We start from the raw sequence: 23,244 nt of genomic DNA, 5'->3' as shown, positions 1-23,244 counted from the left end.
ATCTCACCCATTATACAAATTTTCAGTCTTTGAAACTACAAAAAACGAATTCGATATCAAAATCAACGCTTTTTCTTTCTTTAATCCTATATAAATTCAATGGAAAAGTGGATTGGCAGCATTTTTCTTCTTATAAGTCCAATACTCGTGAGTTTCGAGCAAATACTCGCGAGTTCCGGTCTTTTACTCGTGAGTTTCGAGCAAATACTCGTGAGTTCCAGGCTTTTACTCGTGAGTTTGGGGCAAATACTCGTGAGTTCCAGGCTTTTACTCGTGAGTTTGGAACACAGTTTAAAAAAGCTGCCACCAGGACAGCCAGATTTTCACTTTATTAACTTTTGTGAACGGCCATTTGGGCAATATGCTCCTGTTCCTTTTTTACAAAAACATCATATTGAGTGTTTTCATGGCGATGTTGAAAGTTATCAGAGCCTAAATTCATAGGCGTTTTCGTTTTGAATCGTATCCCTTCCCTTTCCAATTTCGCAACTACTTTAAAATAATTTTCATTCCCGAATGCCGTATAGATACATGTCCAATATTTATAGAAAATTAGTTTGGCAGTTACTGTACAGGCAATCACGAAGACTAGTATCCCAATCATTATATACACATCTTAGCTCCCTTTCATTTCGGGCTTTTTCGAAAATCCATCCTATATACTATATTCTTTGCCGTACATAACATTTCCTTTTTAAGTAAATAAAGGGGACCCAGTTTTGGGTCCCCTTCTTCATATTTGCATTATTTTTCAGGAACGTTACAAGAACCGTCCGTACAGGTGTCGCCTGTTGCTGGATCATTCACGATTGTAAGCGGATTTTCCTCAGCCCATACTTTTTTTAGCGTATCCAGGAATGCTTCCGTTGGCTGGGCGCCGGAGATTCCATACTTGCGGTTAATGACGAAGAAGGGCACACCTGTAATACCAAGCAGGCTTCCTTCTTGCTCATTTCCCCTAACCTCTGCCGTGAAAGCCGTTCCTGCCAGCATGGTCTCCGTCTCGGACTTTTCAAGGCCGGCCTCTTCAGCCAAACTAGCCAATGTAGCGTGATCGCCAATATGTTTGCCTTCGGTAAAGTAAGCTTTAAATAGGCGTTCATTCATTTCTTTCTCTTTACCTTTTGATTCAGCAAAGTGCATCAAGCGATGAGCATCGAACGAATTGGTTAAGACCACTTTGTTCAAATGATAATCGAGTCCCAATTCTTTAGCCTGTTGCGTCAGGTTTTGGCTGCTCGCTTCCACCTGCGCTTGGGACATGCCGTATTTCTTGGCCAACATTTCATTTTGAGTCATATTGATATCCCGCTCAGCCTCTGGATTCAACTCAAAACTGCGAAATGAGACCTCTACCTGATCTTTATTTTCAAACTGCTTTAACGCCTCTTCGAATCGACGCTTTCCTATATAACAGAACGGACATTGATAATCCGACCAAATTTCCACCTTCATGTAACTACCTCCTCATTTTAAGTGCAATCGCATTAAGCACATTATATAATCCTGGGTATCCTCTTGCAAGGATATTACCCCAGACACTCATTTTCAAAATTGGTGAAGTCGACTTTTTTCATGAATTCCTCCAATGTATAGCCCTTTAGCAGGCGCAATGTTTCCTTTTCGGCTTCGTTCATGATCTCCTCCAATGCCGTATCCAGATGCTTCCCGACTTCCCCGCATTCGCTCGTTTCCATACAAACAAGGCATTCCGGCCTTACCGCTTGATACACATCCGCCAAAGTAAGCTGAGACGCAGGCACCTTCAAGCTATAACCGCCTTCCCGTCCTTCCTTTGTTTCAACGATCCCCGCAGCTGCAAGCTGGGCCATCACCCTTCTTAAAAAAGTGGCGTGTGACTTCACCTTTAAGGCGATTGCCGAACTTGTCAGGAGCTTTTCGCTTTGTGCGAGCCAAACCAGAGAGTGAATGGCAATAGCGAAACGCGGCGGTCCGATTTGATTGTTTCGATTACCTGAAGACATGATTATCCCTCCTTACGCCCTATCCATGGTAAGGTCATTATACTATGTTACGTGCTCCTGAACAAATGGCGCCGTTTCCGTTTTTTCGACCGCAGTGCACGATTTTCCGGACTGGCAAAAGCATCTTTTGCCGGGTTTTCCAATTCTACTGAATGATTTGTACATTTTCATATAAATAAGCTTCTTCGGGTGCCTTTATTTTCTTCGACTCTTTTAAATCGATCACAGGTACGGGCTCCCCTTTATACCTTCCTTTTTTTAATGTCCCTGTAATCGTATACCAATCATTCGTCTTCATTCCTTCCACATTCCCGTTGACCATATATCCGTATAACGTCGCATCGACCACACAGCAGGACATGGAGAGGCGGGAGATGGCCATTTGTTTTTTCGTAAATGTATCCTCACGGTATATGAACCCCGAAATCTCTATTTCCTTCCCCTCGATCGTATCGAGGTTGTTCAGTAAATCATCCAGTACTTCAAAATAATTATCATCAGTTACCGAGATTTTCTCCCCATTCGCATGTTTCCCTGAATCATACGAGCTTACCAGCTGTGTCTGCTGCTTCGCCAGCCCCCTTTTCGCCAGTACTTCCCCGCTTAATGTAAAATCGGTCAAGATGAAGCCCAGAAGAATCGGAATGAAGAACAAACTATAATTCAGGACCAGTGCGGACGCGGAAGACTCTCCATTCGATCCGCAATCACAAGGATGTCCACCTTGTTTTTGTTTTTTCATTCGGATGAGGCTGATCACTAAAAAGGCAAAAAGCGCCGCCAATGCATATGGAATCATTTTGGGTGCAATCAATTTCGTTAAATATCCTGAAACATACAATTTAAAGATCATGAGACCCAGTCCAAGCAGCAGCAATCCTTCAAGCCTCTGGATAAATAAACGTTTCATCAGAAGCCCCCCTTACTGATCAACCCACTTGCAATCAGGCATAGGCTGAAGACGATTGCGAAAACAAGCAGAACATACGTGACGACGAAGCTCCGTTTAAAACAGGACATCATGATCAGGACATTTTTCAAATCCAGCATGGGACCAAATACAAGAAAACCGAGTATGGAGCCTGGCAGGAAGCTATGGGAAAAGGAGGCAGCAACGAATGCATCGGCTGATGAACAGAGTGAAAGCAAAAATGCAATGCCCATCATCAATGCCGTGCCTTTTATTGGCGCCTGACCAATACCGGCCATTACGGACCGATCCATAAACACTTGAAATACACTGGCAAGCAAGGCCCCGATGATAAAGTATCTGCCGACCGTAAAAAACTCCTGTGAAGTATGTTCCATGAAGCTTGTCCATTTACTGGACTGAAGATCATGTACATGCCCGTGTACCAGTTCCTGCTTTTCCTCTTTCACCACATCTTTCGTGCTGAATATATGAATGAATAAACCTGCAATTATGGCCGTCAGGATACAAAGAATGATTCTTCCATATAGAATGGCCGGATTATTTTGGAAAGCATAATAAGTTGAGCCGAACACGATGACATTCAATATTGGGGCAGTAACGAGCAAGACCACACCTGCATGGATCGGGACACCCTTTTGGATCAATCTCCGGACGACCGGGATGATTGCACATTCACAAACCGGAATGACAAGCGCCGCCCCTATCGCAGCAAAAATGGCCGTCAGGGGTCTTTTTGGTATCATCCGCTGAATGATTTCTTCACTGATGAACAACTGGATGAACGATGAGGCAATGGCCCCCAGGAACAGGAAAGGAATCGATTCTAAAAACAATCCCAAAAACACGACGAACACAGAGTGAAGCATCGGGTAGCCCGAGAAATCAAGCGCTTTGGGAATGAATACATCGCCTAGGAAAAAGAATGCCAGCATCGAAAACAGCAGCATCACTAACAGCAAATTTCCCGTGTATCGTTTCAAAAGCATATTCTACCACCTCGCAAATCAAAATTATTACGATTTAAGTCCGGATTCGGTCTAGTATATGCTTTTGATAGGATGAACAGAACATGAAAAAAAGAGAATGGAAGAACATTCCCCACCCTCATTTATTTCTTCGATATAAATCCCTGCTCTTGTAACCTTCTCCTAAAATCGTTTTCATTTCCTTGCGCCGTTTCACTTGGGTAGCCTCTTGTTTTGCACTATACACGTAACGGGCCCAATCCTTGCGATACCCCGGGGTAAGTGATTGATAGAACGCAAGCAAATCAGGAGAATCCTGCAAATCTTTCTCAATTTCTGAAACCATTTCGATATAATCATCTACTGATTGGCTTGCTTTAATAGATGGACGGTTCCTATTTTTCGAATCTTCTTTCAGTCCGACTACCGTAAAGACATCATCCAACCCGACCATACGTGCAAACTTCAGGTCACTCGAGCCAACATAACCATCATCATCCGCACCAAGGCCTTGCATCAGATCATCACGATGAATATATGTAGCATATTCTTTATTACCTTTCTTGGGGTAAGCCAAATAAATATAGCCGTTTATACTCAAATGATTTTTCTCGATCACCTTATCCACGATTCCTTTTAAAGAATCCATATCCAATACAAAAGCAAATATAAGATCATAGGCAATTTCAGTAAGCTCTGTATCGTAATCCGGCAGCTCTGCTAAATAATCCGCCCCGGCAGGCAGATTCAAGACTGCCACCCTTTCATATTTATGTAAATTCAGTTTTTCTACTATTGTTTTAGCCATTGGCATTCACCATCCTCGTTCATTTTGTCCATCCTCAGTTTATAAGCTCCCCATTGCGTTAGCAACTTTTCTTATGGTTTCCTTATTCAAGAAAAAAAGGACGGGAAATAATTCTCCCGCCCTTTTTAAAATATTGGCTTGAACACCGAAGGCTAAAGCACCTAGTAACACACCAATCGATCAGCCTCCCATTGCATTACCCGCAAATGTAACATCATACAAGCCCCCATAGCTAATGGGGCAACATGCAACCTAAAGCTTCGTTTAAGTAACGGATTTTTAGCCAATAAACTTAACGTAATTTAATGGAACCGCCATCCACCATAATTGTTTGCCCAGTAATATAATCAGAATCCTCACTTGCCAGGAATACAGCTGTACGCCCGATGTCACTTTCAAGCTCACCAAGTCTTCTTAGAGGAATTTTGGCTAGCATACTTTGATAATATTCTGGTTGTTCTTCTGCCCATTGAAGCATGCCAGGTGATTTGGCAATCGGGGAAATGATATTTACATTGATGCCGTATGGACCGAATTCATTTGCTGCAACACGGGTAATTCCTCGGATTGCTTCTTTTGCTGCTGCATACGTACCTTGATTGACATCACCATTAATCCCGGCACCTGATGCAAAGTTAATGATTTTGCCCTGTGTTTCCTTTAAGTAAGGCAATGCGGCTTGCATGAGGTAGAAGGTTGGATAGAATCCAGTATTAAAGGATAAATCCAATTCTTTTTGTGTTGTGTCAGCAATGGAGGCCATTCGTGAAGCGTGTGCATTATTTACCAAGATATCGATTTTCCCGAATTTATCAGCCACTTCTTTAACAATTGAAGCCAATTTGTCATGCTCTGCTAGATTAGCTTGGATGAATATGGATTCTGGTTGATATTCTTGTAATTCTTTTATGGTTTGGTTCCCAAGCTCTTCATTTAAATCGATGATTGCCACTTTTGCTCCTTCTTTAACAAAAGCCATGGCCATACCTTTACCAATTCCGCCAGCTGCCCCAGTGATGATAGCGGTTTTCCCTTGAAGTCTACTCATTTTTCTATCCCCTTTTTAATACATGTATTTTTAAAATGCAATGAACTGCCTGTATGCATATAGCATTCAATCATGCTTTTTACATCAGTATTGTGAATATGCACTTGAGCATGAACCCATAATATATAACGTTGACTGATAAGTCAATCAAAAAGTTGACTGATGAGTCAATCAAAAATGTATTCGCTAAAAAACGAGGAGAATCACCCTTTTCCATCGAAATAAGTTAGTGAATGTTAAAAAGCCCCATCACTCACTATTTTTTATCATAAACTTATATGGTAGAGTGTTTATGAACAGAAAAATTTCCTACCGGTCTTTTTTTAAAATAAGCCATATGCAACAATGATGAAATATTATTCAGCAAGTGAGGAATCAACGATGGCTCCAAAAAATGATGAACAATTTAAGATAATCCGAGATCGACGCTATGAGGAAATCAGTAGTGCTGCACTGAAGATTTTCGCACGCAAGGGCTTTGCAGCAACAAAAATCAGCGATATTACTTCATCCGTGAATTTAAGTCATGGACTCTTTTACCATTACTTTAAATCAAAAGAGAATATTTATGTTTCCATTATCATGAACGTACTGGATATGTTCATTGAAACAGTGAATGAAGCGGAAAATAGAAAGGGCACACCTTGGGATCAACTGGTTTGGTTCACTGAACTTACTTTTTCCGGTTCACCAGAGGAAGCCTCGGACCGCCGTGTTCTTGTTAATGAAGCTCAACATTCTGACACGCTCTCTAATGAGATTAAACAAGAATTGAATCAAAAATATGCTACAGCCATGAAAGGGATTGCCCGTATTATCTGTAAAGGACAGCAGGAAGGAATTTTTGTCGATGGTGACCCATTGGAACTTGCCATTTACTTTATTTCACTTAATCAAGGACTTTTATTATGGAATTCAAAAGATATCCACCCCATTAAGGTTTCCGTTAACCAAGTAATGCGTCAATTACAGGTATAAACTTAAGTAATGTGCATAGGCATTAGGGTATCAACACTCCCGAAAAAAAGAATCTACTGGAAATGCAGACCTGACTTCAGATCTGTATTTCTTCCTCCAAACATTATCATTGAAAACATTTCTTTTCGATGTACATGCGAGATATTTTTAGCCTCTTTCTCAAATAGAAACCTTGCTTAAAAAGAATAGTGTCACACTCCTGCAAACATGAAGCACTAACATCCATGAATCCAACTTTAAATCAGGTGTTTTTTCCGTAGTTTTTATGCATTCTTTATGCAGTCAGATATCCCTTTGGTTTTCCTATATCAAAAATTCAGTGATGCTTTCATATGGGGTGTCACAAAAGGGGAGTTCTCATGAATTATATCGAGTATGATTTGCTATTCGAATCAAGAAAACAGTTAATAGAGGAAATTACGGAGCTGGATGAAAAAATGCTCCACCATAAGCCAGCACCTGAAGTATGGGGCATCGCCCAAATTTGCCATCATTTATATCTTACGGAACAGGTTTTTACAGAAGCTATAGCAAATGGCATTCGGGAAAGGGATTTTAATAATATCATTCAAAAAAACATTTACCTTGTTACTAATAGAAAAAAGAAATTCGTATCCCCTGACATCGTTTCACCCTCTTCAACCCCATTTCAATTATCGAGCCTTATGGATTTGCTGGGAGAATCAAGGGATCGATTATTACAGGTGCTTTATGATATGGATTCAGATATCTTGTTAAATAGAAAGAAAGCCAAGCATCCCCTGTTTGGGGACCTCTCATTGGATCAATGGATTGAATTATTATCCTTACATGAACAAAGGCATATCAAACAGATACAAGAAATAAAGTCCGCGCTTATATAAGCATTTCATGGCAATGACAACATTTAAATCGACTTCCAAACAAAGGGACCACTTCATTTTGTGGTCTTCTTTCATGCATTCTATGAAACGAACGGACTGTCGGGGATGCACCAAATTGATAGATGGGCAGAACCCCTATTTTCCAATTCTAGCATCAAGATGATACTTTAAGTTTCCTTTTGATTTGTGTTGCGAAGATTTCAAGACAGATTGCAATCATCAGGATAAAATAAGTGATTGCTCCAATTTCACTCAAGTCAAAGTAAAATCCACTTGCCATGAACATATCGAAGCCTATTCCTCCTGCGCCTGCCGCTGCGCCCATTGCGACCGCCACTGCAAAATTGATTTCAAAGCGCATGAAAGTCCAAGAAATGATATAAGTGATCGATGATGGAATGATGACTTGGAACACGATTTGCCACCAATTCGCACCGCTTGCTTGCAGGGCTTCTATAGCACCTTTATCAATTTCCTCAAAGGATTCCGAGTAGGCCTTTACAAGGTAACTTATGGAGTGAAACGTCATCCCTATAACTGCCGCTACACTGCCCAACCCTGCAGCGACTGCGAAAATGAGGACCCATAACACGGTAGGCACGGCTCTAATCAGGGCAACCGATCCCTTTATGACAATCGATAATGACTTGGACGAGATATTTCCAGCCGCTAATAGTCCCAACATCAGGGCAATGATTGCACCAAATATTGTCGTTAAGAAAGCTAAACCTAATGTAACCGACACCTGATAAAGAGCTTGGGTGAAGGTAAAGTGCTTCAAATGCGGCTCAAAAAACATGGTCTTCAAATTATCGACGGTCAATAATAGCGCGTCCCACAGTTTTACATCCTTATAATCAAAACTGGCAAAAGCGTATATGGTCAAAACTGCTAGTACCAGCACACTCAACCTAATGGCGATCGAGGATTTCGCGAAGGGCTTTTTGGATAGTCGTTCAAGTAGCATTCTATCTATATCCTGGCCAGTAAGAGAAGGAATTGGTTTGATCGGACCCTCTGCCTGCATTATAAAATCACCCTCCTCACATAATTTGAGATCAATTCAATACATAATATTGAAATGATGATCGTTATGACGACAAGACTGGCAATGTCATAACTCAAGTTTTTATAATAAAGATTAAACGTAAAACCAATACCCGATCCTGTAAGCAGTCCGACCAATGTTGCATTCCTGATATTCGTTTCAATCATAAAAAGTACCCAGCTGATCATTTGCGGAATTGCTGAAGGGATAACAGACTGCGAAATGACGGTTAGATAACTTGCGCCGGTAGTCTGCAAAGCTTCTACGGAACTGCAGCTCACTTCATCGATCGTTTCAATGAAAGCTCGTGTTAAAAAACCGAAAGATCCAAAAAACAAGGCAAAATAACCGGTCAAGGAACTTTGTCCGAATGAAAATAACAGAACTAACGCCCATATTGAAACATCAATATTTCTAAATAAAACGGCTACCCCGCGGCTAAACCCTCCGAAAAAAGCATTCACCCTTGTCGTATTGGAACCCAATATCGCAAATACAAAGGCCAATATTCCCGCCAGTGTGGTTGCAGCAACGGATATTAACAGCGTTTCTTTCAGCTTAATCAAAATGTCCGGGAGTTTGGTAAGGGAATCCTTTGTTGGATAAAAATTCGATAACGACCATTGTATGGCCTTAGGAACCGAAGTAACCCCTTTTGCGATGCTGAATTCTGTAATGATAATGGAAACAGCCGTCGCAGTCCCTATAAGCAAAAACAATGCAAGTGAATTTCTTCTCTTTTTTGCAAAAACATCAGCCGACATGGGAACCTCCCAAATCAAAAATCAATTTTCCTTCATCTGATCCATAAATCTGATGGATATCATTTGAGGAAATATTTTGAGTTGTGCCATCGAAAACAATCTTTCCGCCATTCACACCGATGATTCGATCCGAATATTTCAGGGCAACATCGACTTGATGCAGGTTGACTACGACTGTGATTCCCATGGAAGTGCAGATATTCCTTAAATGATCCATTATCACTTTGGAAGAATTCGGGTCAAGGGAGGCAATCGGTTCATCGCATAATAGCAATTTAGGATTTTGGATAAGCGCCCGCGCAATGCCAACCCGTTGTTTCTGGCCTCCGCTCAACTGGTCGGATCTTTTATAGATCAGATCTTCCAGACCGAGAATTTGGAGAACTTTAGCAGCCTGAAGTTTCTCCTCTTCACTATAAAGGCCAATGATCCCAGCCAGTGTGGATTTATAGCCTAATCGTCCATGCAGGGTATTTTCAATCACACTTAGTCTATTTACAAGATTGTAATGTTGAAAAACCATCCCTATTTTCCTGCGTACTTTCTTTAACTCCCTTTTATTCACCTTGTATACATGATCATTATCAAAAATGATTTCTCCGCTAGAAGCATCGATCATCCTATTGATGCACCGAAGGAGAGTTGATTTCCCTGCTCCAGATGGCCCTATGATGGAAACGAACTCTCCTTCTTTCACAGTGAAGTCAATATTGGATAACGCCTTTGTACCATTTCCAAAATGTTTTGAGACATTTTTCACTTCCAATAATGTTTTCATGTATGAACCTCCTGCATTTTACTGCCTTTATTTCGATAATTCCCGAATTGGATTGAACCAGTCATCCTCGACTTCTACCATTTTTTCTTTTCCGCTCACCCGTTTAAATAGACCTGATGACTTAGAATCTTCCGGTACAAAAACTTTCTCGTTATTTGCCATTTCATCGGACATCAATGTTTCAAGAATTTTTTTACGTGTTTCCTCACTGACTAATTCGGTGTTGACAACAAAAGGTGCATTCAGAACCGGAGTCACTGAAATGAGTGAGAAAGTTTTATCTACAACTGTGTTAAAGGGTTCAGCTGCATTCTTCTTAACCTTATACACGGCACCTGCTTTATTCTCTTCCCCATCAGCCAGCTCTACATAATTATCGACACATGTGTCACAAAAAGCCGCCACTTCCGCTTTCCCGGTCAAAAGATTAACAGCCGATCCTTGGTGTGAACCGCCATAAAGAACTTCACTGAAGAATTTATCTTTCCCGCCTTCCAATAAATCCTCGGCCTTTAATTCCTTAAACTTATCTTGCTGAGAAAAATAATCAACGATTCCTGTGGAAGGAACTTTGAAGCCGGATGTAGAGCTATTTGATACGAAAGAAAACTTTTTCCCTTGGATACCATCAATTTTGTATTCGCCGTTGATTTTATAGTCATCTGTCTTTTGAACGGCCAGCCAGCTATTATAGACTGCATCATCCAACGTACCTGATTCACCGCTTGGAACAACTAGAGGCTGAACACTATCGTTTTTGTTGTTTGCTTCAATATATCCTTGCGCTCCCAGGAATGCTAAATCTGCGTTTCCATTAGCAATTGCCTCGATTGCAATGTTATAATCCGTAGTGGTCTTATGCTCGACTTTCATTCCTGTGGCATCCTCCAAGATCTTCCCGATTTCATCGCGGGCTTCCCCTAAATCTTCCCCGGATTCATTTGGCAGCCATGCCACGGTTAATGTATCATCTTCATTTGCACCTGTTGAACTGGTGGAAGAACAGCCTGTGAACACCAGCAAAATAACTAACATCAATATGGACATCATCGATTTTTTCACGTTAAATCTTCCCTCCCATTTAAAAGATCTTTTCTTATTTCAACACTTCCCATATAACAATACCGGTACAATGCTAACCTGCCGTTAAGGGGGCTGAATATTCAGTAAAATTTATGTGAATTCGTCGTTAAATTTTTTGAATGGCTTGAGTGAAACATCCATTGTGTATGCTATATTCTTTATTCACTAACCGATTCATGAACTCCAAGTCATGAAAAATGCCCAGCATTGTCGTTCCTTCGTTCATTAGCTGTTCCAGCAGGGTTTTCACCTTCACTTTAGAATCGTGATCCAAACTTGCAGTCGGTTCATCCAGCAGGAGGAGCCGCGGCCTTTTCACCATTGCCCTTGCTATATTTAACCTTAGCTTCTCCCCTCCTGAAAAAGTAGCAGGGTAATTGTCCCATAGCTCTTTTCCTATTTCAAAGTGGTCGAGAATTTTTTCCGTTTCGATATTGGCCATTTCCCTGGTTTGTCCCATTTCAAGGATGGCACCGGTAACGAGCTGCCTTGCTGTAGTTCTTGGCATGACATTTAAAAATTGGGATACATAGCCTATCTCATGCTTACGCAGGTATATCATTTCCCTTTCAGTAGCTTTTGCCAGATTAATCGCACCATAGTGGGAAGATTCATACCGGATGACTCCTTTTTGAACTCGATAGGTACCATAAATCGATTTTAGGATCGTAGATTTTCCGCTGCCACTCTTGCCTGTAATGCCAATGAATTCGCCTTTTTTCACTGTGATCGTAATGTTGCTGACCGCATGGATATTCTTGCTTTGATTATGTAAAATAAAAGACTTGGATAAATCACTGATCTCCAATATGTTCTCCACTTTGCCACCCGCTTTCTAAAATTCAAATCCTGTAATTCGTTTTTTGAATCATTTTTCCGTCTACAATCACAGTTGTTATTACAGGGAAATCACCCGAAATTTTTTCAATGATAAGTATGTCAGCCTTTTTCCCTTCGTAAATCGATCCAATTTCGTCCTCCATCTTGACTGCCCTTGCGGGATTAATCGTAACTAGCTTAAACATATCGACAAGATCCATCCCATGGTTTTCGACCAATTCAAACATTGAATGCAGCAGGGCCGCAGGGTAATAATCACTGCATAATATGTCTATGCTTCCATCCTGAATGGCTTCAGAGGCACTTAAGTTCCCGCTGTGAGAACCTCCCAAAAGCACATTCGGTGCACCGGCTATGGTATACATCCCCATATCATGGGCCTTACGGGCAATTTCAAGTGTGATTGGAAATTCACTTATACTCGTTCCAAAGCTGTGAACCAATTCAAGCTTCTCTATTGAATCATCATCATGTGAGGCAACGGCTATATTATTTTCCCTTGCTAGAAGTGCAATTTCCTTCATTCTTTCAATCGTCAGCTTTTCTTTCACTTGATGAGTCCGGATCATCACATCAATGGCTTCATCACTATAATTGTTATATCCCCTTAAAGTGTTTCGATATATCTCAAGATGCCGATACTGCCCTTGTCCTGGAGTGTGATCCATGAATGAGACCAGATGCACTTTCTTTTCGGAAACATATTCTTTTAAACTATCAATATCCTCCAAATTATCGATTTCATACCGGGCATGAAACCGATGACGGACCAGGTGCTTCATCGTATGTGTTTGATCAATTAAGTCGATGAGCTTCCTTACATTCTCAGGCTCCCGAATTGGCTTATATGCGTATTCAGTGGATTTATAGAGCGACAGGGAATGAAACATGGTCGTGATCCCGTGCGTGATCAGTTCCTTTTCCGTTTCCCTTAAGCTCAAATGAAAATTCATTAAAGAAGTCGGCCGCGGCGCAGTCATATGTTCAATATAATCCGAATGGAGATCAATGAAACCGGGTGAAACATATCCACCCAAAGCGTCCAGCACTTCCATCTCAGGACTCGTTTCTATTTCTCCCACAGGTGCAATCCGGCAAATTCTATCATCCTTAATTAAGAGATCATGGTTCATCAGGATCGTGTCTTCCGTAATTATTTTTCCATTTTTAATCAGCAACAATGTCTCTTCCCCCATTTTCCTATAGATTCTTTTAGAGCAGTGAGTGTACTAATTGCTGGGTATAAGGATGCTGTGGATCTTCGAGTATTTGATCTGTTAAACCTTGCTCGATTACTTTCCCCTCCAGCATGACGAGCGTACGGTCTGCAAGCATTCGGATTACGCCCAAATCATGGGATACCAATACAATGCTGATATTCAAATCTCTTTGGAGACCTTTAATTAGATCCAATACACTTGCTTGAACGGATAAATCCAAACCCGTGGTGACCTCATCCAAAAGCAGTATGGGGGGATTGTTGGACAATGCTTTGGCTATCTGGACCCGTTGCTGCATTCCGCCTGAGAAATTCCTTGGTTCTTCTTTCATTCGATGAATGGGAATATTGACTGCTTCAAGGAGCTCGGAGCCTCTTGTTTCCATTCTGCCAACATGTCTGTTCCCAGCTGAAATTAACTTTTCGGCTATATTTCCTATCGAGGAGAAATCCATTTTCAACCCTAGAATCGGGTTTTGATAAACCTTCCCCATCAGGTGGTTTCGAACGAATCTTTTTTTCTGGGCAGACTCCATGAATAAATTCTTTTTTCCATCCTCAAAGCCAGCCACATACATTTCTCCATCAGTTACTTCTTCATCAAAATATAAACTTTTCATTAAAGTGGATTTGCCGCTGCCGCTTTCCCCTACAATTCCGAGAACTTCACCGTGATACAAATCAAACGTCACATCTCTACAGGCATATACCGTCCCGCATTCGTGACAATAGTTTTTCGCCACTTTTCCAAATTTCATATGTTTACAAATTGAACATCCGTTACCGTACTGTTTGTTCATTTGTTTAACCGATAATACGGGTACCTCTAGCACAGACATTTAATTCACTCCCAATGATTGTTTTTGATTGACCATTTCAAGGCAATTGCTTGTATCATTGCATAGGAAATACGTTTCCCCTGATTCCTCATCAACAAGTTCATCCAAAAACACATCATTGGACCCGCAGAGAATGCAAGCATGATTTGTAAAGGACTCGATTTCAAATTCGTAATCATCAAATGCCAAAGATGATACATTTGTATAAGGAGGTACTGCATATACTTTTTTCTCCCTGCCTGCACCTAACAAAATGAGTGCTTCGCTTTCGTCCAGCTTGGCATTATCGAATCTTGGTATTGGACTTGGTGCCATTACATACCTGTCGTGGACCATCACCGGATGGTCTGCATCCGTCGCCATTATTCCGTACTTCATGATTTGTTCAAATAACATAAGCCATGCACCGCTATACTCTCTCTCAGCATGAAGCTTTTTCGTTTCATGTTCGCTCGGCTCAAAATTCCTTAAAGGTTCCGGTAATGGAACTTGAAGAATTAAAATCTGGTCTCGTTGCAACGGCACTTCCGGCACCCTGTGCCTGGACTGGATTAAAGAAGCATCTTTTGTGCTTTCCGTTGTCCTTACCCCAGTGGTGTCAGATACGAGTTTTTTTATGTTAACGGCATTAACGGATTCATCCGAGCCTTGGTCGATCACCTTAAGGACGTCATCCTTTCCGATCAATGACAATGTCAACTGCAGGCCGCCCGTGCCCCAACCACGCCCAATCGGCATTTCCCTTGAAGCGAATGGGACTTGATAACCGGGAATGGCAATTGCCTTCAGTGTCGCCCTTCTAATTTCCCGTTTCGACCCTTCATCAAAGAATGCAAAATTATAGGTTTTATTCATCCAATCCAACCTCCTGCTCTGTGGTCTTATCTTTTGACTTCCGAATGCTATCAAGCTTGGATTGGAACGTAACATAATGAGGCATCTTCAAATGGGAGATGAAGCCCGTTGATTCCACTGAATCTATATGATAAAGGACGAATTCCTCGTTGTGACTTGGAAACTCCTTGTTTGGCTTTTCCAGGCAATTATCCAGGATGCCCATTGCGATAGCTTTTGTTTCATTTTGTCCCATGCACATGCCATAGCCAATTTCAAACTCTATTTCTTTTTTGCCTTGTTCTTTCTCTACCGTAAGCGGAATGAGCATCTCTACCTCCGTTGCTGTAAAGTCCCCAATATAATAGCTATCTTCCCCTTGCCCTTCGTCCAGCAGCGGGTGATCGAGATGGACGGGCAGCCGACCTACGCGCAGCTCCCCTACTGTCGGGTGCAGTGCACCATATCCACGAATGACTGCATAAGCAAGTGATGTCACTGCACCGGTTTGGCCTCTTGTTAAAATTTGCAGGCGTTCACTCCGCATTGAAGGAAACTCCAGACTTTTCCTTGTAACATCCCCAGGCTGCAAATCATTGTTTTCACAGTTTGCTAATAAGCCTTCATTTCTTAAGTAGTCCAAAACTTTAGGCAGAGAGTTTAAATCAGCCGTCTGGTTCTGATATTCTGTTGAATGATTTTCTTCTTGAAAAGCCCGTAACCAATCTTGAATGCTTAGATCCGATTCATCTTCCAGCTCCGAATCTAGTAACCGATGTGTATAATCGGTCGTGGCACCTAAAATCTGTCCGCCAGGTACATCCTTAAAACTAGCTGAAATCCGCCGTTTCACTTTCATATTTTCAGAACTGATCACACGTGAAACATGTTTTCGCGGCAAAGTGGATCGATAGGCCCTCAAGAGAAAAACAGCTTCTTCCGGATTGCCTTCAGCCTGTTTAATGGCAAGTGCAGCCAGTGATTGATCATACAAACTGCTTTCTGACATAACCTGATCAATCAACCCTCTCATCCCAGCTTCTATCTTATGCAAATCTATAGCCGTCCCTTTTTTGACCCGTTCATACTTTAAGCGTTTGATGGATTCCTCAATCGCCTTTGTTCCGCCCTTTACTGCAACATATCCCATATCATCTCACCCCCATTTTCTTTGATTTGAGTCGTTCTCGGTAAAGCTATTAAACGATCTTGTCGATCCACAAAATACATATCGATTCCTAAAGGGAATTCTATGTTTTTTTCGTTCCTTACACCAAGCCAGGCGGAGACATTCGGGAGGCTTATGAATGATTCCTCTTGAATTCCCGGTCCAGATAGAATCATTGAGTCCCCTTCCGTTACATCCGGCACTTCTAGAATGATCATGGCCGATTCATGGGGGTTAAACAGATTTCCTACCTTTGCTTTATTTATCGCTTCCTTCATTTGCTCCTCGGAGGCATCATGCAAAATAAAGATAAAATCCGCTTCCGGCAAATCGACAGGCTTTGAATAAGTAAGCTGATTGATCATTTTTGACACCGCCTCCCCCTCCTTTGCAATGACTTTAAAAGTCACTTCAGGGTCAAGTACAGTAAGTGCAAGCAGGATGGTCGAAGATAGGCATTCCAGTTGAACATCCAATGTCCTGGCTTCCCTTTCCAGAACCACTAAAGTTCCAGGTCTTGAAGTCGCCGTTACAAGCTTTCTATAAACAGTTTGTATATCATGAACTACATCCAAATTCATTACTTTCCCCCCTTATTGAACATCCATTGTTTCAAAGTTTACCTTGGTTCTTAAGATTGATCGATTCAGCTCTTGAAGATTTTTCTGTATATTCTCCTTCTCATTTTCCAAAACATGTGACCATGATCTCGTTTCGCCAAGATCAGCCTGATAAGCAGCATCAATGATAGCTAAACGATGTGCCAGCTCTTCCCGGTGTCCCTTAACGATGCCAATCCCAATTGAATCCTGAATTTGGACCGTGCATTCAGTCACCAGCATTTCCCCAAGATAAAACAAGCTCTTTTTTGCCGTTTCCCTTGTCTTTAGCAACACAAGGGCACTCTCTGGCTTTTGAATGACGGTAACTTTATATTTCATTGCTATTTCCTTGGCAAATTCCTTCGCAATATCCTCAGAGCCTTGAATCAAAATCTCGGTTCTTTCCCTTCTTCTCATTCCATTGGCCTCCAATGTTTTAGTTTCCCGCTACATCTTCAATGTATCTTGTTGCCAAGTGAGCGTACGTTAAGAAAGAGTAAATCTTTGTATGAAATTTGTTAAAGCCTGACCTACACTATTCAAAATTTCGTGCCATTACTGGTGAATTCGAGCTTTACTCGTGAGTTTTGTACTTTTACTCGTGAATTCGAAGCATTTACTCGTGAGTTTCGTACTTTTACTCGTGAATTCAGAGCATTTACTTGTGAATTCGAGCGATATCTTGAATGGAAGTTTTTATATAACATAAGTGAAACAATCGCTTCGATAGATTATGACCGTGTGCTCAAGGACTTGATTACTCCGCTTATCCCGGCATAACGATTCCACTTGCAAAAGTGGAATTAAACTTGAACACTGCAAAATATCCCGTTCGAAAAGAGTAGGAAAAATCACGTTCAGTGTACTGCTGCTGGATCCGAATTCCACGAACCCACGCTGCCGATAATATTGAAACATAGAGGTAATGTCAGGACCGTCCTCTTCAATTTCAGGAAATGTCGATTTTGCTACAAAAGATGTATGAAGAGCAACCGGGAAACCGTCCATTAACCTAAGCCTGCCAATTTTAAAGACCAAGTCATCCCTTTCCGCCTCGAGGCTTTGAAAAATCTTCTGATCATAAGAAATTTCTTCGCAAAAAATAGTATCCGTTTGAAAGGAAAACTGGAATTCTTTCATTTTCTCGGTGAAACTGACATCTCCGGATAGAATTAACGGAATTTGCTTCTTGCTTTCCTGGACATAACTTCCCTTACCTTGCTTTGAATAGATAAAGCCTAAATCTTGAAGCTGCTCGTATGCCTTCCTGACAACCATTCTTGGAACATTAAATTGATCAGCGAGTATATGCTCCGATGGTAACTTTTTATCCAATTGAAAGGTCCCACTCTTAATTTCCGATATTAAATGATCCACTAAAAAGTTTTTTTCCGCCAACAGAAATCCCCCTTTATATATTAGATCAGCCCGATACCTACTTTTCCTTGTTACTGTCAGTGTAATGTGAAAATATGAAGCTACCATGATTTTCTTGTAAAAAAAAAGTCCTGGTCAAATACCAGAACGAAAGGGAATATTTTTTTATGGACCTTTTCATTACAGCATCCTGCATCGTTCAGTCTTTCAAATTGCTCATCCGGCATATGATCAGGTCGCTTTCACAGCAAAATTCCCTGGTTTCATAAATCGATATTTTTCAATACCACATCATTAATGGACATGCTTTTTTTCCTTAATTTCAAAGCATCCACACATTCCTTTCCAGGGCTCATACTGCCAAGCCGAATCGGCTTCTCCCCATAATCCCCATGAAAATCCGACCCTCCTGTCTTAATGAGATTATATTGATCTGCATATGAAATCGCTCTTTCCTCTTCTTCATGACCATGATGCGGATGAAGAACCTCAATCCCTTCAAGCCCTGCTTCTACAAGATCAGGAATCATTTCGAAGCTCCCGTATTGTCCAGGATGAGCAAGGACCGAAACGCCCCCGGCAGCACGAATCGCCTTCACAGCAAGGATCGCATCCACATACTCCATAGGAATGAAAGCAATGCCTGGCTCTTCTCCATTTTGGCCGCGACTGAAGATCTTCTTATACAAATCTCCATAGATGGAATCCGTATACCCCGATTCCCTTAGTGCCAGCATAATATGCTGTTTATAAACGCCGGTTCCTCCCTTGAATTTAGAAACCTGATCCCAAGTTATTCGATATCCTGCATGAATCAGCCGTTCCACCATTTTTTCAGAAGCTGCATTCCTCTTATGAATCAGTGGATTACATAGCCCCTCAAGTGCCTTATGACCAGGCTCAACAAAATAGCCCAAAATATGTACACGCCTTCCTCTTGCAAAGTCATAACCAGAAACTTCTATACCAGGGATGATTTCAATTCCTATTTCCTTTCCCCGTTCCACCATCTCATGCAATCTCATCGTTGTATCGTGATTCGTAATCGCTAAATGGCCAATGCTCTCCCTTTTTGCAACCTCCAATAGTTCTTCAAAAGAACTGGAACCATCTGAAATGTTCGTATGACAATGTAATTCAACCTTCATGCCAATCCCCCCATTCTTATTCGTTACCCATCATCATTTTAACTTAGTGCCATGTCGGTCCCGTTAAGAAGATGTAAAAAAACGTAAAAGTGCAAAATCCATACAGTTTGGTGAAAATACTTAAGTATTAAAGGTGCAGACAAATAAAAACATCCGAGTTGATTCCAGAAATTCATTCCTTCCCGTCGACTGTCTGTCAAGCCTCATCAAAGCAAGCGTCTCCGGGGCCTCGGCTAGCCAGTTATTCAGCAGGAGTGTCGCAAATTTCTTCATTCTTTTAAGGATTACTGTAAATAAACATGAAGGATAACCTTGTCTTAACCATGGTTCGGGATGAGACCCTTCCCATTAGGTCGACAACATAAAGAAAAGCGAGTGCACCTGCAGATTTTTTTTAAAACATTCCAGTTGATTGGAGCGGGCGCCGAGGAGGCTACCGGACCGCCCGCGGAAAGCGAGTGCCTGAAGAGGAAATCAACATTCCAAAGTACCATGTTCGTTCGTCTTTTTTAGCTTCCTGCCCTGTAACGGATTTTCCATCAAACTGAAATAAAATCAAAATAAAACCATTAAAAATTTTGACTTACTGTCAAAAATGATGTACATTACCTATTGGGCGAACAATTTTAATAAACAAAGATAAAAATATTCGTATATAGAGGTGCATAACATGGAAAACGTGTTTGATTATGAAGATATTCAATTAATTCCTGCAAAATGTGTAGTAAATAGTCGTTCTGAGTGTGATACATCCGTTACATTGGGTAAACATACATTCAAGTTACCTGTAGTACCTGCCAATATGCAAACGATCATTGATGAAAAGATTGCCATTTACTTAGCTGAAAACGGTTACTTCTATGTAATGCATCGTTTTGAGCCAGAAAAACGACTGACTTTCATTAAAGATATGCATTCACGAGAATTGATCGCTTCCATCAGTGTAGGCGTTAAAGAAGAAGAATACGGATTCATTGAACAATTATCGGCTGACAACATTGTACCTGAATACATTACTATAGATATTGCACACGGCCATTCCAATGCCGTGATAAAGATGATACAGCATATTAAAAAACATTTACCTGAAAGTTTTGTCATTGCAGGAAATGTGGGAACTCCTGAAGCCGTTCGGGAATTGGAACATGCCGGTGCGGATGCTACAAAGGTTGGCATCGGGCCAGGGAAAGTTTGCATCACTAAAATCAAGACTGGATTTGGAACGGGCGGCTGGCAGCTAGCTGCACTTCGCTGGTGTGCAAAAGCGGCAAGCAAACCAATCATAGCTGACGGCGGCATTCGCACGAACGGTGATATTGCTAAATCAGTTAGATTTGGAGCTTCCATGGTCATGATCGGTTCACTATTTGCTGGACATGAAGAATCTCCAGGGCAAACGATCGAGAAAGATGGAAAGGCCTTTAAAGAATACTTTGGTTCAGCTTCTGAATTCCAAAAAGGTGAGAAGAAAAACGTTGAAGGTAAAAAGATGTATGTCGAGCACAAAGGATCTTTGGAAGATACGTTGAAGGAAATGGAACAAGACCTTCAGTCTTCCATTTCATATGCCGGCGGAACCAAGTTGGAAGCCATCCGGAATGTGGATTATGTGGTCGTTAAGAACTCTATCTTTAACGGTGACAAAGTTTATTAAGAAGGAATCATTAAACGTAAAAAAGAACGGCCTAATCAATGGATTAGGCCGTTTTTTATAATAATTATATCTTTTTAACAAATTGGGATTTTAATTTCATTGCACCAAAACCATCAATCTTGCAATCAATATCATGATCTCCATCAACTAGACGGATGCTTTTGACTTTAGTGCCCATTTTTAAGACGGATGAGCTCCCTTTCACTTTAAGGTCCTTGATTACCGTAACGGTATCACCATCGTTCAAGGCATTTCCATTAGCATCCTTGATGGTCTTCTTTTGATCATCATTTTCCGTTTCCGGTTCCACCCCCCACTCATGGGCGCATTCCGGGCAAACAAAAAGACTTCCATCTTCGTATGTATATTCTGAATCACATGCAGGGCAATTAGGAAAATCAGACATAAATTCACTTCCTCCATTCGTTATTGTCAATTCTAATATAATAATGGTTTACACACAACCGGAGTCTATTACAGCTCCTGTTCCTCCCTTCCTCTAGAACCTATAGAGTTTTTACTATATACTTTTAAGAAAAAGCTGGAAAGTGCGGTGACCCCATTGTTTAAACTACTATTGATAGAAGATGATACGACGTTATTCAATGAAATTAAAGATAGATTGGCACAATGGTCTTATGATATATACGGAATCGGCGATTTTAGTAAAGTGGTTCAGGAATTCACTGAAATAAAACCTGATTTGGTCATCATTGATATACAGTTGCCGAAGTTCGATGGGTTTCATTGGTGCAGAATGATCCGGTCCCATTCCAATGTTCCCATCATCTTTTTATCTTCACGTGATCATCCTACCGACATGGTGATGTCCATGCAGCTTGGAGCTGATGATTTTATCCAGAAGCCTTTTCATTTCGATGTACTCATCGCAAAGATACAGGCCACCCTGCGCCGTGTCTATAATTACAATACCGAAAAGGTCGAATTGAAAACCTGGTGCGGTGCAACTGTGGATTACGAGAAGAACACGGTATCGGCCGAGACTGGCACAATCGAATTGACGAAAAATGAAATTTTCATCTTGAAAAAGCTCATTGAACAGAAAAACAAGATCGTAAGCCGCGAAGAATTGATCAACAGCTTATGGGATGACAAACGTTTCATAAGCGATAACACCCTTACAGTGAATGTGAACCGTTTACGAAAGAGATTGGATGAACTGGGTTTAGGACATTTCATCGAAACGAAGGTTGGACAGGGTTATATCGCCGTAGAAGAGGCAAATGCATGATCAGGAAATATCTCGTGGAAAGGCTCAGCTGGATCATATTCTACATACTTCTTCATCTATTCATTATCTTCGTCGCTTATCTTGATTCGGCCATTCCGTTAAAGCCCATCCTGTATATTGTTTTTTTATCATTGCTCATATTCATTATATTTTTGATATTCCGCTATAAGAAAGAAACCTATTTTTATAAAAGTTTAGAAGCGCGGGAAGACAACCTGGATATTACGAATATAGCCGAACCAGAAAGCCCTTTCGAAAGGATCATAGAAAACAGCATCATGAACCAAACCGAAATATTGAAGCATTCCGCATCAATTGGTCAAATGACTTTAGAGCAGGAGAAGGATGACTTATTAGCTTGGATTCATGAAGTGAAGACACCATTGACAGCGATGCATTTAATGATTGACCGCTTGGATGATGAATTGCTGAAATCACATTTGACTTATGAGTGGCTGCGCATTCACCTGCTTCTTGATCAGCAGCTCCACCAAGGGCGCTTGCCTTTCATCAAAAATGATTTGTATATAGAGAAAACCGATTTGGAAACAATAATCTTTGATGAGATTAAAACGCTGCAATCATGGTGCATTCAAAAAGGGATCGGCTTCGACATACAATTGGATGTAACCGAAGTGCTTACCGATGCCAAATGGCTGGCCTTCATCATGAGGCAGCTCCTGACCAACTCCATTAAATACAGTGAAAACTCGGATATCGCGATATATAGCCATGAACAGGCTGGACAAACGGTTCTTGAAGTGAAGGATTCTGGACGGGGCATCGACCCAAAGGATTTATCCCGCATATTTGATAAAGGATTCACTTCCACGACAAATCATCGTGACACTGCGGCAACTGGCATGGGTTTATATTTAACAAAGAATGCAGCCGAGTCCCTATTCATCACCATTGACGTGAAATCAGAGCTTGGAACCGGAACGACCTTTATCTTGACCTTCCCAAAAAGAAATGATTTCGTGAATATCACAAGCATGTGACAAAAGTGTCACATGCTTTTATTCTTTGTTCGTCCAAACGAAGGAAAAGAAATTCA

Annotated in this window: 27 protein-coding genes; 6 read left to right on the top strand and 21 right to left on the bottom strand. The window is 41.2% G+C overall.

Annotated elements, in window-relative coordinates:
• The first annotated feature begins 29 nt into the window (after positions 1–29).
• Positions 30–335, top strand: coding sequence for a hypothetical protein (locus ACQKFG_RS12085; RefSeq protein WP_427559195.1), 306 nt, complete (start codon positions 30–32; stop codon positions 333–335).
• On the opposite strand, the gene ACQKFG_RS12080 is transcribed toward ACQKFG_RS12085, so the two are convergent.
• From ACQKFG_RS12080 to ACQKFG_RS12050, 7 genes are all read right to left on the bottom strand, one after another.
• Positions 332–613 carry a hypothetical protein gene (locus ACQKFG_RS12080; protein ID WP_192206117.1) on the bottom strand — a complete coding sequence of 94 codons (282 nt, stop codon included), beginning with the start codon at positions 611–613 and terminating at the stop codon, positions 332–334. The genes ACQKFG_RS12085 and ACQKFG_RS12080 overlap by 4 nt on opposite strands.
• 131 nt (positions 614–744) lie before the next feature.
• Complete coding sequence (locus ACQKFG_RS12075) at positions 745–1,455, bottom strand: DsbA family oxidoreductase (RefSeq protein ID WP_192206118.1); 711 nt, start codon at positions 1,453–1,455, stop codon at positions 745–747.
• Positions 1,456–1,529: 74 nt separating this feature from the next.
• Positions 1,530–1,985, bottom strand: a complete 456-nt coding sequence (locus ACQKFG_RS12070) for an RrF2 family transcriptional regulator (RefSeq protein WP_427559191.1) — start codon at positions 1,983–1,985, stop codon at positions 1,530–1,532.
• 145 nt (positions 1,986–2,130) lie between these two features.
• Complete coding sequence (locus ACQKFG_RS12065) at positions 2,131–2,895, bottom strand: TIGR03943 family putative permease subunit (protein ID WP_349727799.1); 765 nt, start codon at positions 2,893–2,895, stop codon at positions 2,131–2,133.
• Positions 2,895–3,905, bottom strand: coding sequence for a permease (locus ACQKFG_RS12060; protein ID WP_427559187.1), 1,011 nt, complete (start codon positions 3,903–3,905; stop codon positions 2,895–2,897). The genes ACQKFG_RS12065 and ACQKFG_RS12060 overlap by 1 nt, the downstream gene beginning before the upstream one ends.
• A gap of 118 nt (positions 3,906–4,023) precedes the next feature.
• The gene (locus ACQKFG_RS12055) at positions 4,024–4,692 is read right to left on the bottom strand and encodes a YdeI/OmpD-associated family protein (protein WP_192206121.1); all 669 of its coding nucleotides are present in this window, start codon (positions 4,690–4,692) and stop codon (positions 4,024–4,026) included.
• Between the two features lie 292 nt (positions 4,693–4,984).
• Complete coding sequence (locus tag ACQKFG_RS12050; RefSeq protein ID WP_427559184.1) at positions 4,985–5,740, bottom strand: SDR family NAD(P)-dependent oxidoreductase; 756 nt, start codon at positions 5,738–5,740, stop codon at positions 4,985–4,987.
• Between the two features lie 381 nt (positions 5,741–6,121).
• On the opposite strand from ACQKFG_RS12050, the gene ACQKFG_RS12045 reads away from it, so the two are divergent.
• Both ACQKFG_RS12045 and ACQKFG_RS12040 read left to right on the top strand, forming a co-directional pair.
• Entirely contained in the window at positions 6,122–6,718 is a 597-nt protein-coding gene (locus ACQKFG_RS12045; protein WP_427559181.1) for a TetR/AcrR family transcriptional regulator, read from the top strand.
• Between the two features lie 359 nt (positions 6,719–7,077).
• Positions 7,078–7,581: a DinB family protein gene (locus ACQKFG_RS12040; RefSeq protein WP_192206124.1), complete on the top strand. Its 504-nt coding sequence runs from the start codon at positions 7,078–7,080 to the stop codon at positions 7,579–7,581.
• A 154-nt stretch (positions 7,582–7,735) separates the two neighbouring features.
• Here the strand turns inward: ACQKFG_RS12040 and ACQKFG_RS12035 are convergent, their stop codons facing one another.
• The 13 genes from ACQKFG_RS12035 to ACQKFG_RS11975 form a co-directional block, all read right to left on the bottom strand.
• On the bottom strand, positions 7,736–8,548 hold the full coding sequence (locus tag ACQKFG_RS12035) for a PhnE/PtxC family ABC transporter permease (RefSeq protein ID WP_192208001.1): 813 nt from the start codon (positions 8,546–8,548) through the stop codon (positions 7,736–7,738).
• Between the two features lie 59 nt (positions 8,549–8,607).
• Complete coding sequence (locus tag ACQKFG_RS12030) at positions 8,608–9,393, bottom strand: PhnE/PtxC family ABC transporter permease (protein WP_192206125.1); 786 nt, start codon at positions 9,391–9,393, stop codon at positions 8,608–8,610.
• The gene (gene phnC, locus ACQKFG_RS12025) at positions 9,383–10,171 is read right to left on the bottom strand and encodes a phosphonate ABC transporter ATP-binding protein (RefSeq protein ID WP_427559176.1); all 789 of its coding nucleotides are present in this window, start codon (positions 10,169–10,171) and stop codon (positions 9,383–9,385) included. Before phnC ends, ACQKFG_RS12030 begins: the two co-directional genes overlap by 11 nt.
• 27 nt (positions 10,172–10,198) lie before the next feature.
• Entirely contained in the window at positions 10,199–11,233 is a 1,035-nt protein-coding gene (gene phnD, locus ACQKFG_RS12020; RefSeq protein WP_427559173.1) for a phosphate/phosphite/phosphonate ABC transporter substrate-binding protein, read from the bottom strand.
• A 127-nt stretch (positions 11,234–11,360) separates the two neighbouring features.
• Complete coding sequence (locus ACQKFG_RS12015; RefSeq protein ID WP_427559170.1) at positions 11,361–12,074, bottom strand: phosphonate C-P lyase system protein PhnL; 714 nt, start codon at positions 12,072–12,074, stop codon at positions 11,361–11,363.
• A 22-nt stretch (positions 12,075–12,096) separates the two neighbouring features.
• Complete coding sequence (gene phnM / locus ACQKFG_RS12010; RefSeq protein WP_349727794.1) at positions 12,097–13,275, bottom strand: phosphonate metabolism protein PhnM; 1,179 nt, start codon at positions 13,273–13,275, stop codon at positions 12,097–12,099.
• A 31-nt stretch (positions 13,276–13,306) separates the two neighbouring features.
• On the bottom strand, positions 13,307–14,152 hold the full coding sequence (locus ACQKFG_RS12005; RefSeq protein WP_427559167.1) for an ATP-binding cassette domain-containing protein: 846 nt from the start codon (positions 14,150–14,152) through the stop codon (positions 13,307–13,309).
• Positions 14,153–15,007, bottom strand: a complete 855-nt coding sequence (locus ACQKFG_RS12000) for an alpha-D-ribose 1-methylphosphonate 5-phosphate C-P-lyase PhnJ (RefSeq protein ID WP_349727792.1) — start codon at positions 15,005–15,007, stop codon at positions 14,153–14,155. It lies immediately after the preceding gene.
• The gene (locus tag ACQKFG_RS11995) at positions 15,000–16,136 is read right to left on the bottom strand and encodes a carbon-phosphorus lyase complex subunit PhnI (RefSeq protein ID WP_427559162.1); all 1,137 of its coding nucleotides are present in this window, start codon (positions 16,134–16,136) and stop codon (positions 15,000–15,002) included. Before ACQKFG_RS11995 ends, ACQKFG_RS12000 begins: the two co-directional genes overlap by 8 nt.
• Positions 16,118–16,735, bottom strand: coding sequence for a phosphonate C-P lyase system protein PhnH (gene phnH / locus ACQKFG_RS11990; protein WP_427559159.1), 618 nt, complete (start codon positions 16,733–16,735; stop codon positions 16,118–16,120). The genes ACQKFG_RS11995 and phnH overlap by 19 nt, the downstream gene beginning before the upstream one ends.
• A gap of 12 nt (positions 16,736–16,747) precedes the next feature.
• Entirely contained in the window at positions 16,748–17,173 is a 426-nt protein-coding gene (phnG, locus tag ACQKFG_RS11985) for a phosphonate C-P lyase system protein PhnG (protein ID WP_141993965.1), read from the bottom strand.
• Between the two features lie 279 nt (positions 17,174–17,452).
• A complete protein-coding gene (locus tag ACQKFG_RS11980) occupies positions 17,453–18,154 on the bottom strand; it encodes a GntR family transcriptional regulator (protein ID WP_427559156.1) in 702 nt (233 codons plus the stop codon).
• 242 nt (positions 18,155–18,396) lie between these two features.
• Positions 18,397–19,281, bottom strand: a complete 885-nt coding sequence (locus ACQKFG_RS11975) for a PHP domain-containing protein (RefSeq protein ID WP_427559153.1) — start codon at positions 19,279–19,281, stop codon at positions 18,397–18,399.
• Positions 19,282–19,951: 670 nt separating this feature from the next.
• Here ACQKFG_RS11975 and guaC point away from each other — a divergent pair.
• The gene (gene guaC / locus ACQKFG_RS11970; protein ID WP_192206137.1) at positions 19,952–20,935 is read left to right on the top strand and encodes a GMP reductase; all 984 of its coding nucleotides are present in this window, start codon (positions 19,952–19,954) and stop codon (positions 20,933–20,935) included.
• Positions 20,936–20,999: 64 nt separating this feature from the next.
• On the opposite strand, the gene ACQKFG_RS11965 is transcribed toward guaC, so the two are convergent.
• The gene (locus ACQKFG_RS11965) at positions 21,000–21,341 is read right to left on the bottom strand and encodes a zinc ribbon domain-containing protein YjdM (RefSeq protein ID WP_192206138.1); all 342 of its coding nucleotides are present in this window, start codon (positions 21,339–21,341) and stop codon (positions 21,000–21,002) included.
• A 156-nt stretch (positions 21,342–21,497) separates the two neighbouring features.
• Between ACQKFG_RS11965 and ACQKFG_RS11960 the strand changes: the two genes are divergently transcribed.
• A complete protein-coding gene (locus tag ACQKFG_RS11960; RefSeq protein WP_098372051.1) occupies positions 21,498–22,187 on the top strand; it encodes a response regulator transcription factor in 690 nt (229 codons plus the stop codon).
• The gene (locus tag ACQKFG_RS11955) at positions 22,184–23,188 is read left to right on the top strand and encodes a sensor histidine kinase (protein WP_427559148.1); all 1,005 of its coding nucleotides are present in this window, start codon (positions 22,184–22,186) and stop codon (positions 23,186–23,188) included. Before ACQKFG_RS11960 ends, ACQKFG_RS11955 begins: the two co-directional genes overlap by 4 nt.
• Positions 23,189–23,244: the final 56 nt, after the last annotated feature.

The organism is Peribacillus sp. NPDC076916 (assembly GCF_050269675.1).
In the GTDB taxonomy this organism is placed as follows: domain Bacteria; phylum Bacillota; class Bacilli; order Bacillales; family DSM-1321; genus Peribacillus; species Peribacillus aracenensis.
Note: the sequence above shows the minus strand (reverse complement) of the source record. Positions and strands in the feature narration are given on the sequence as shown.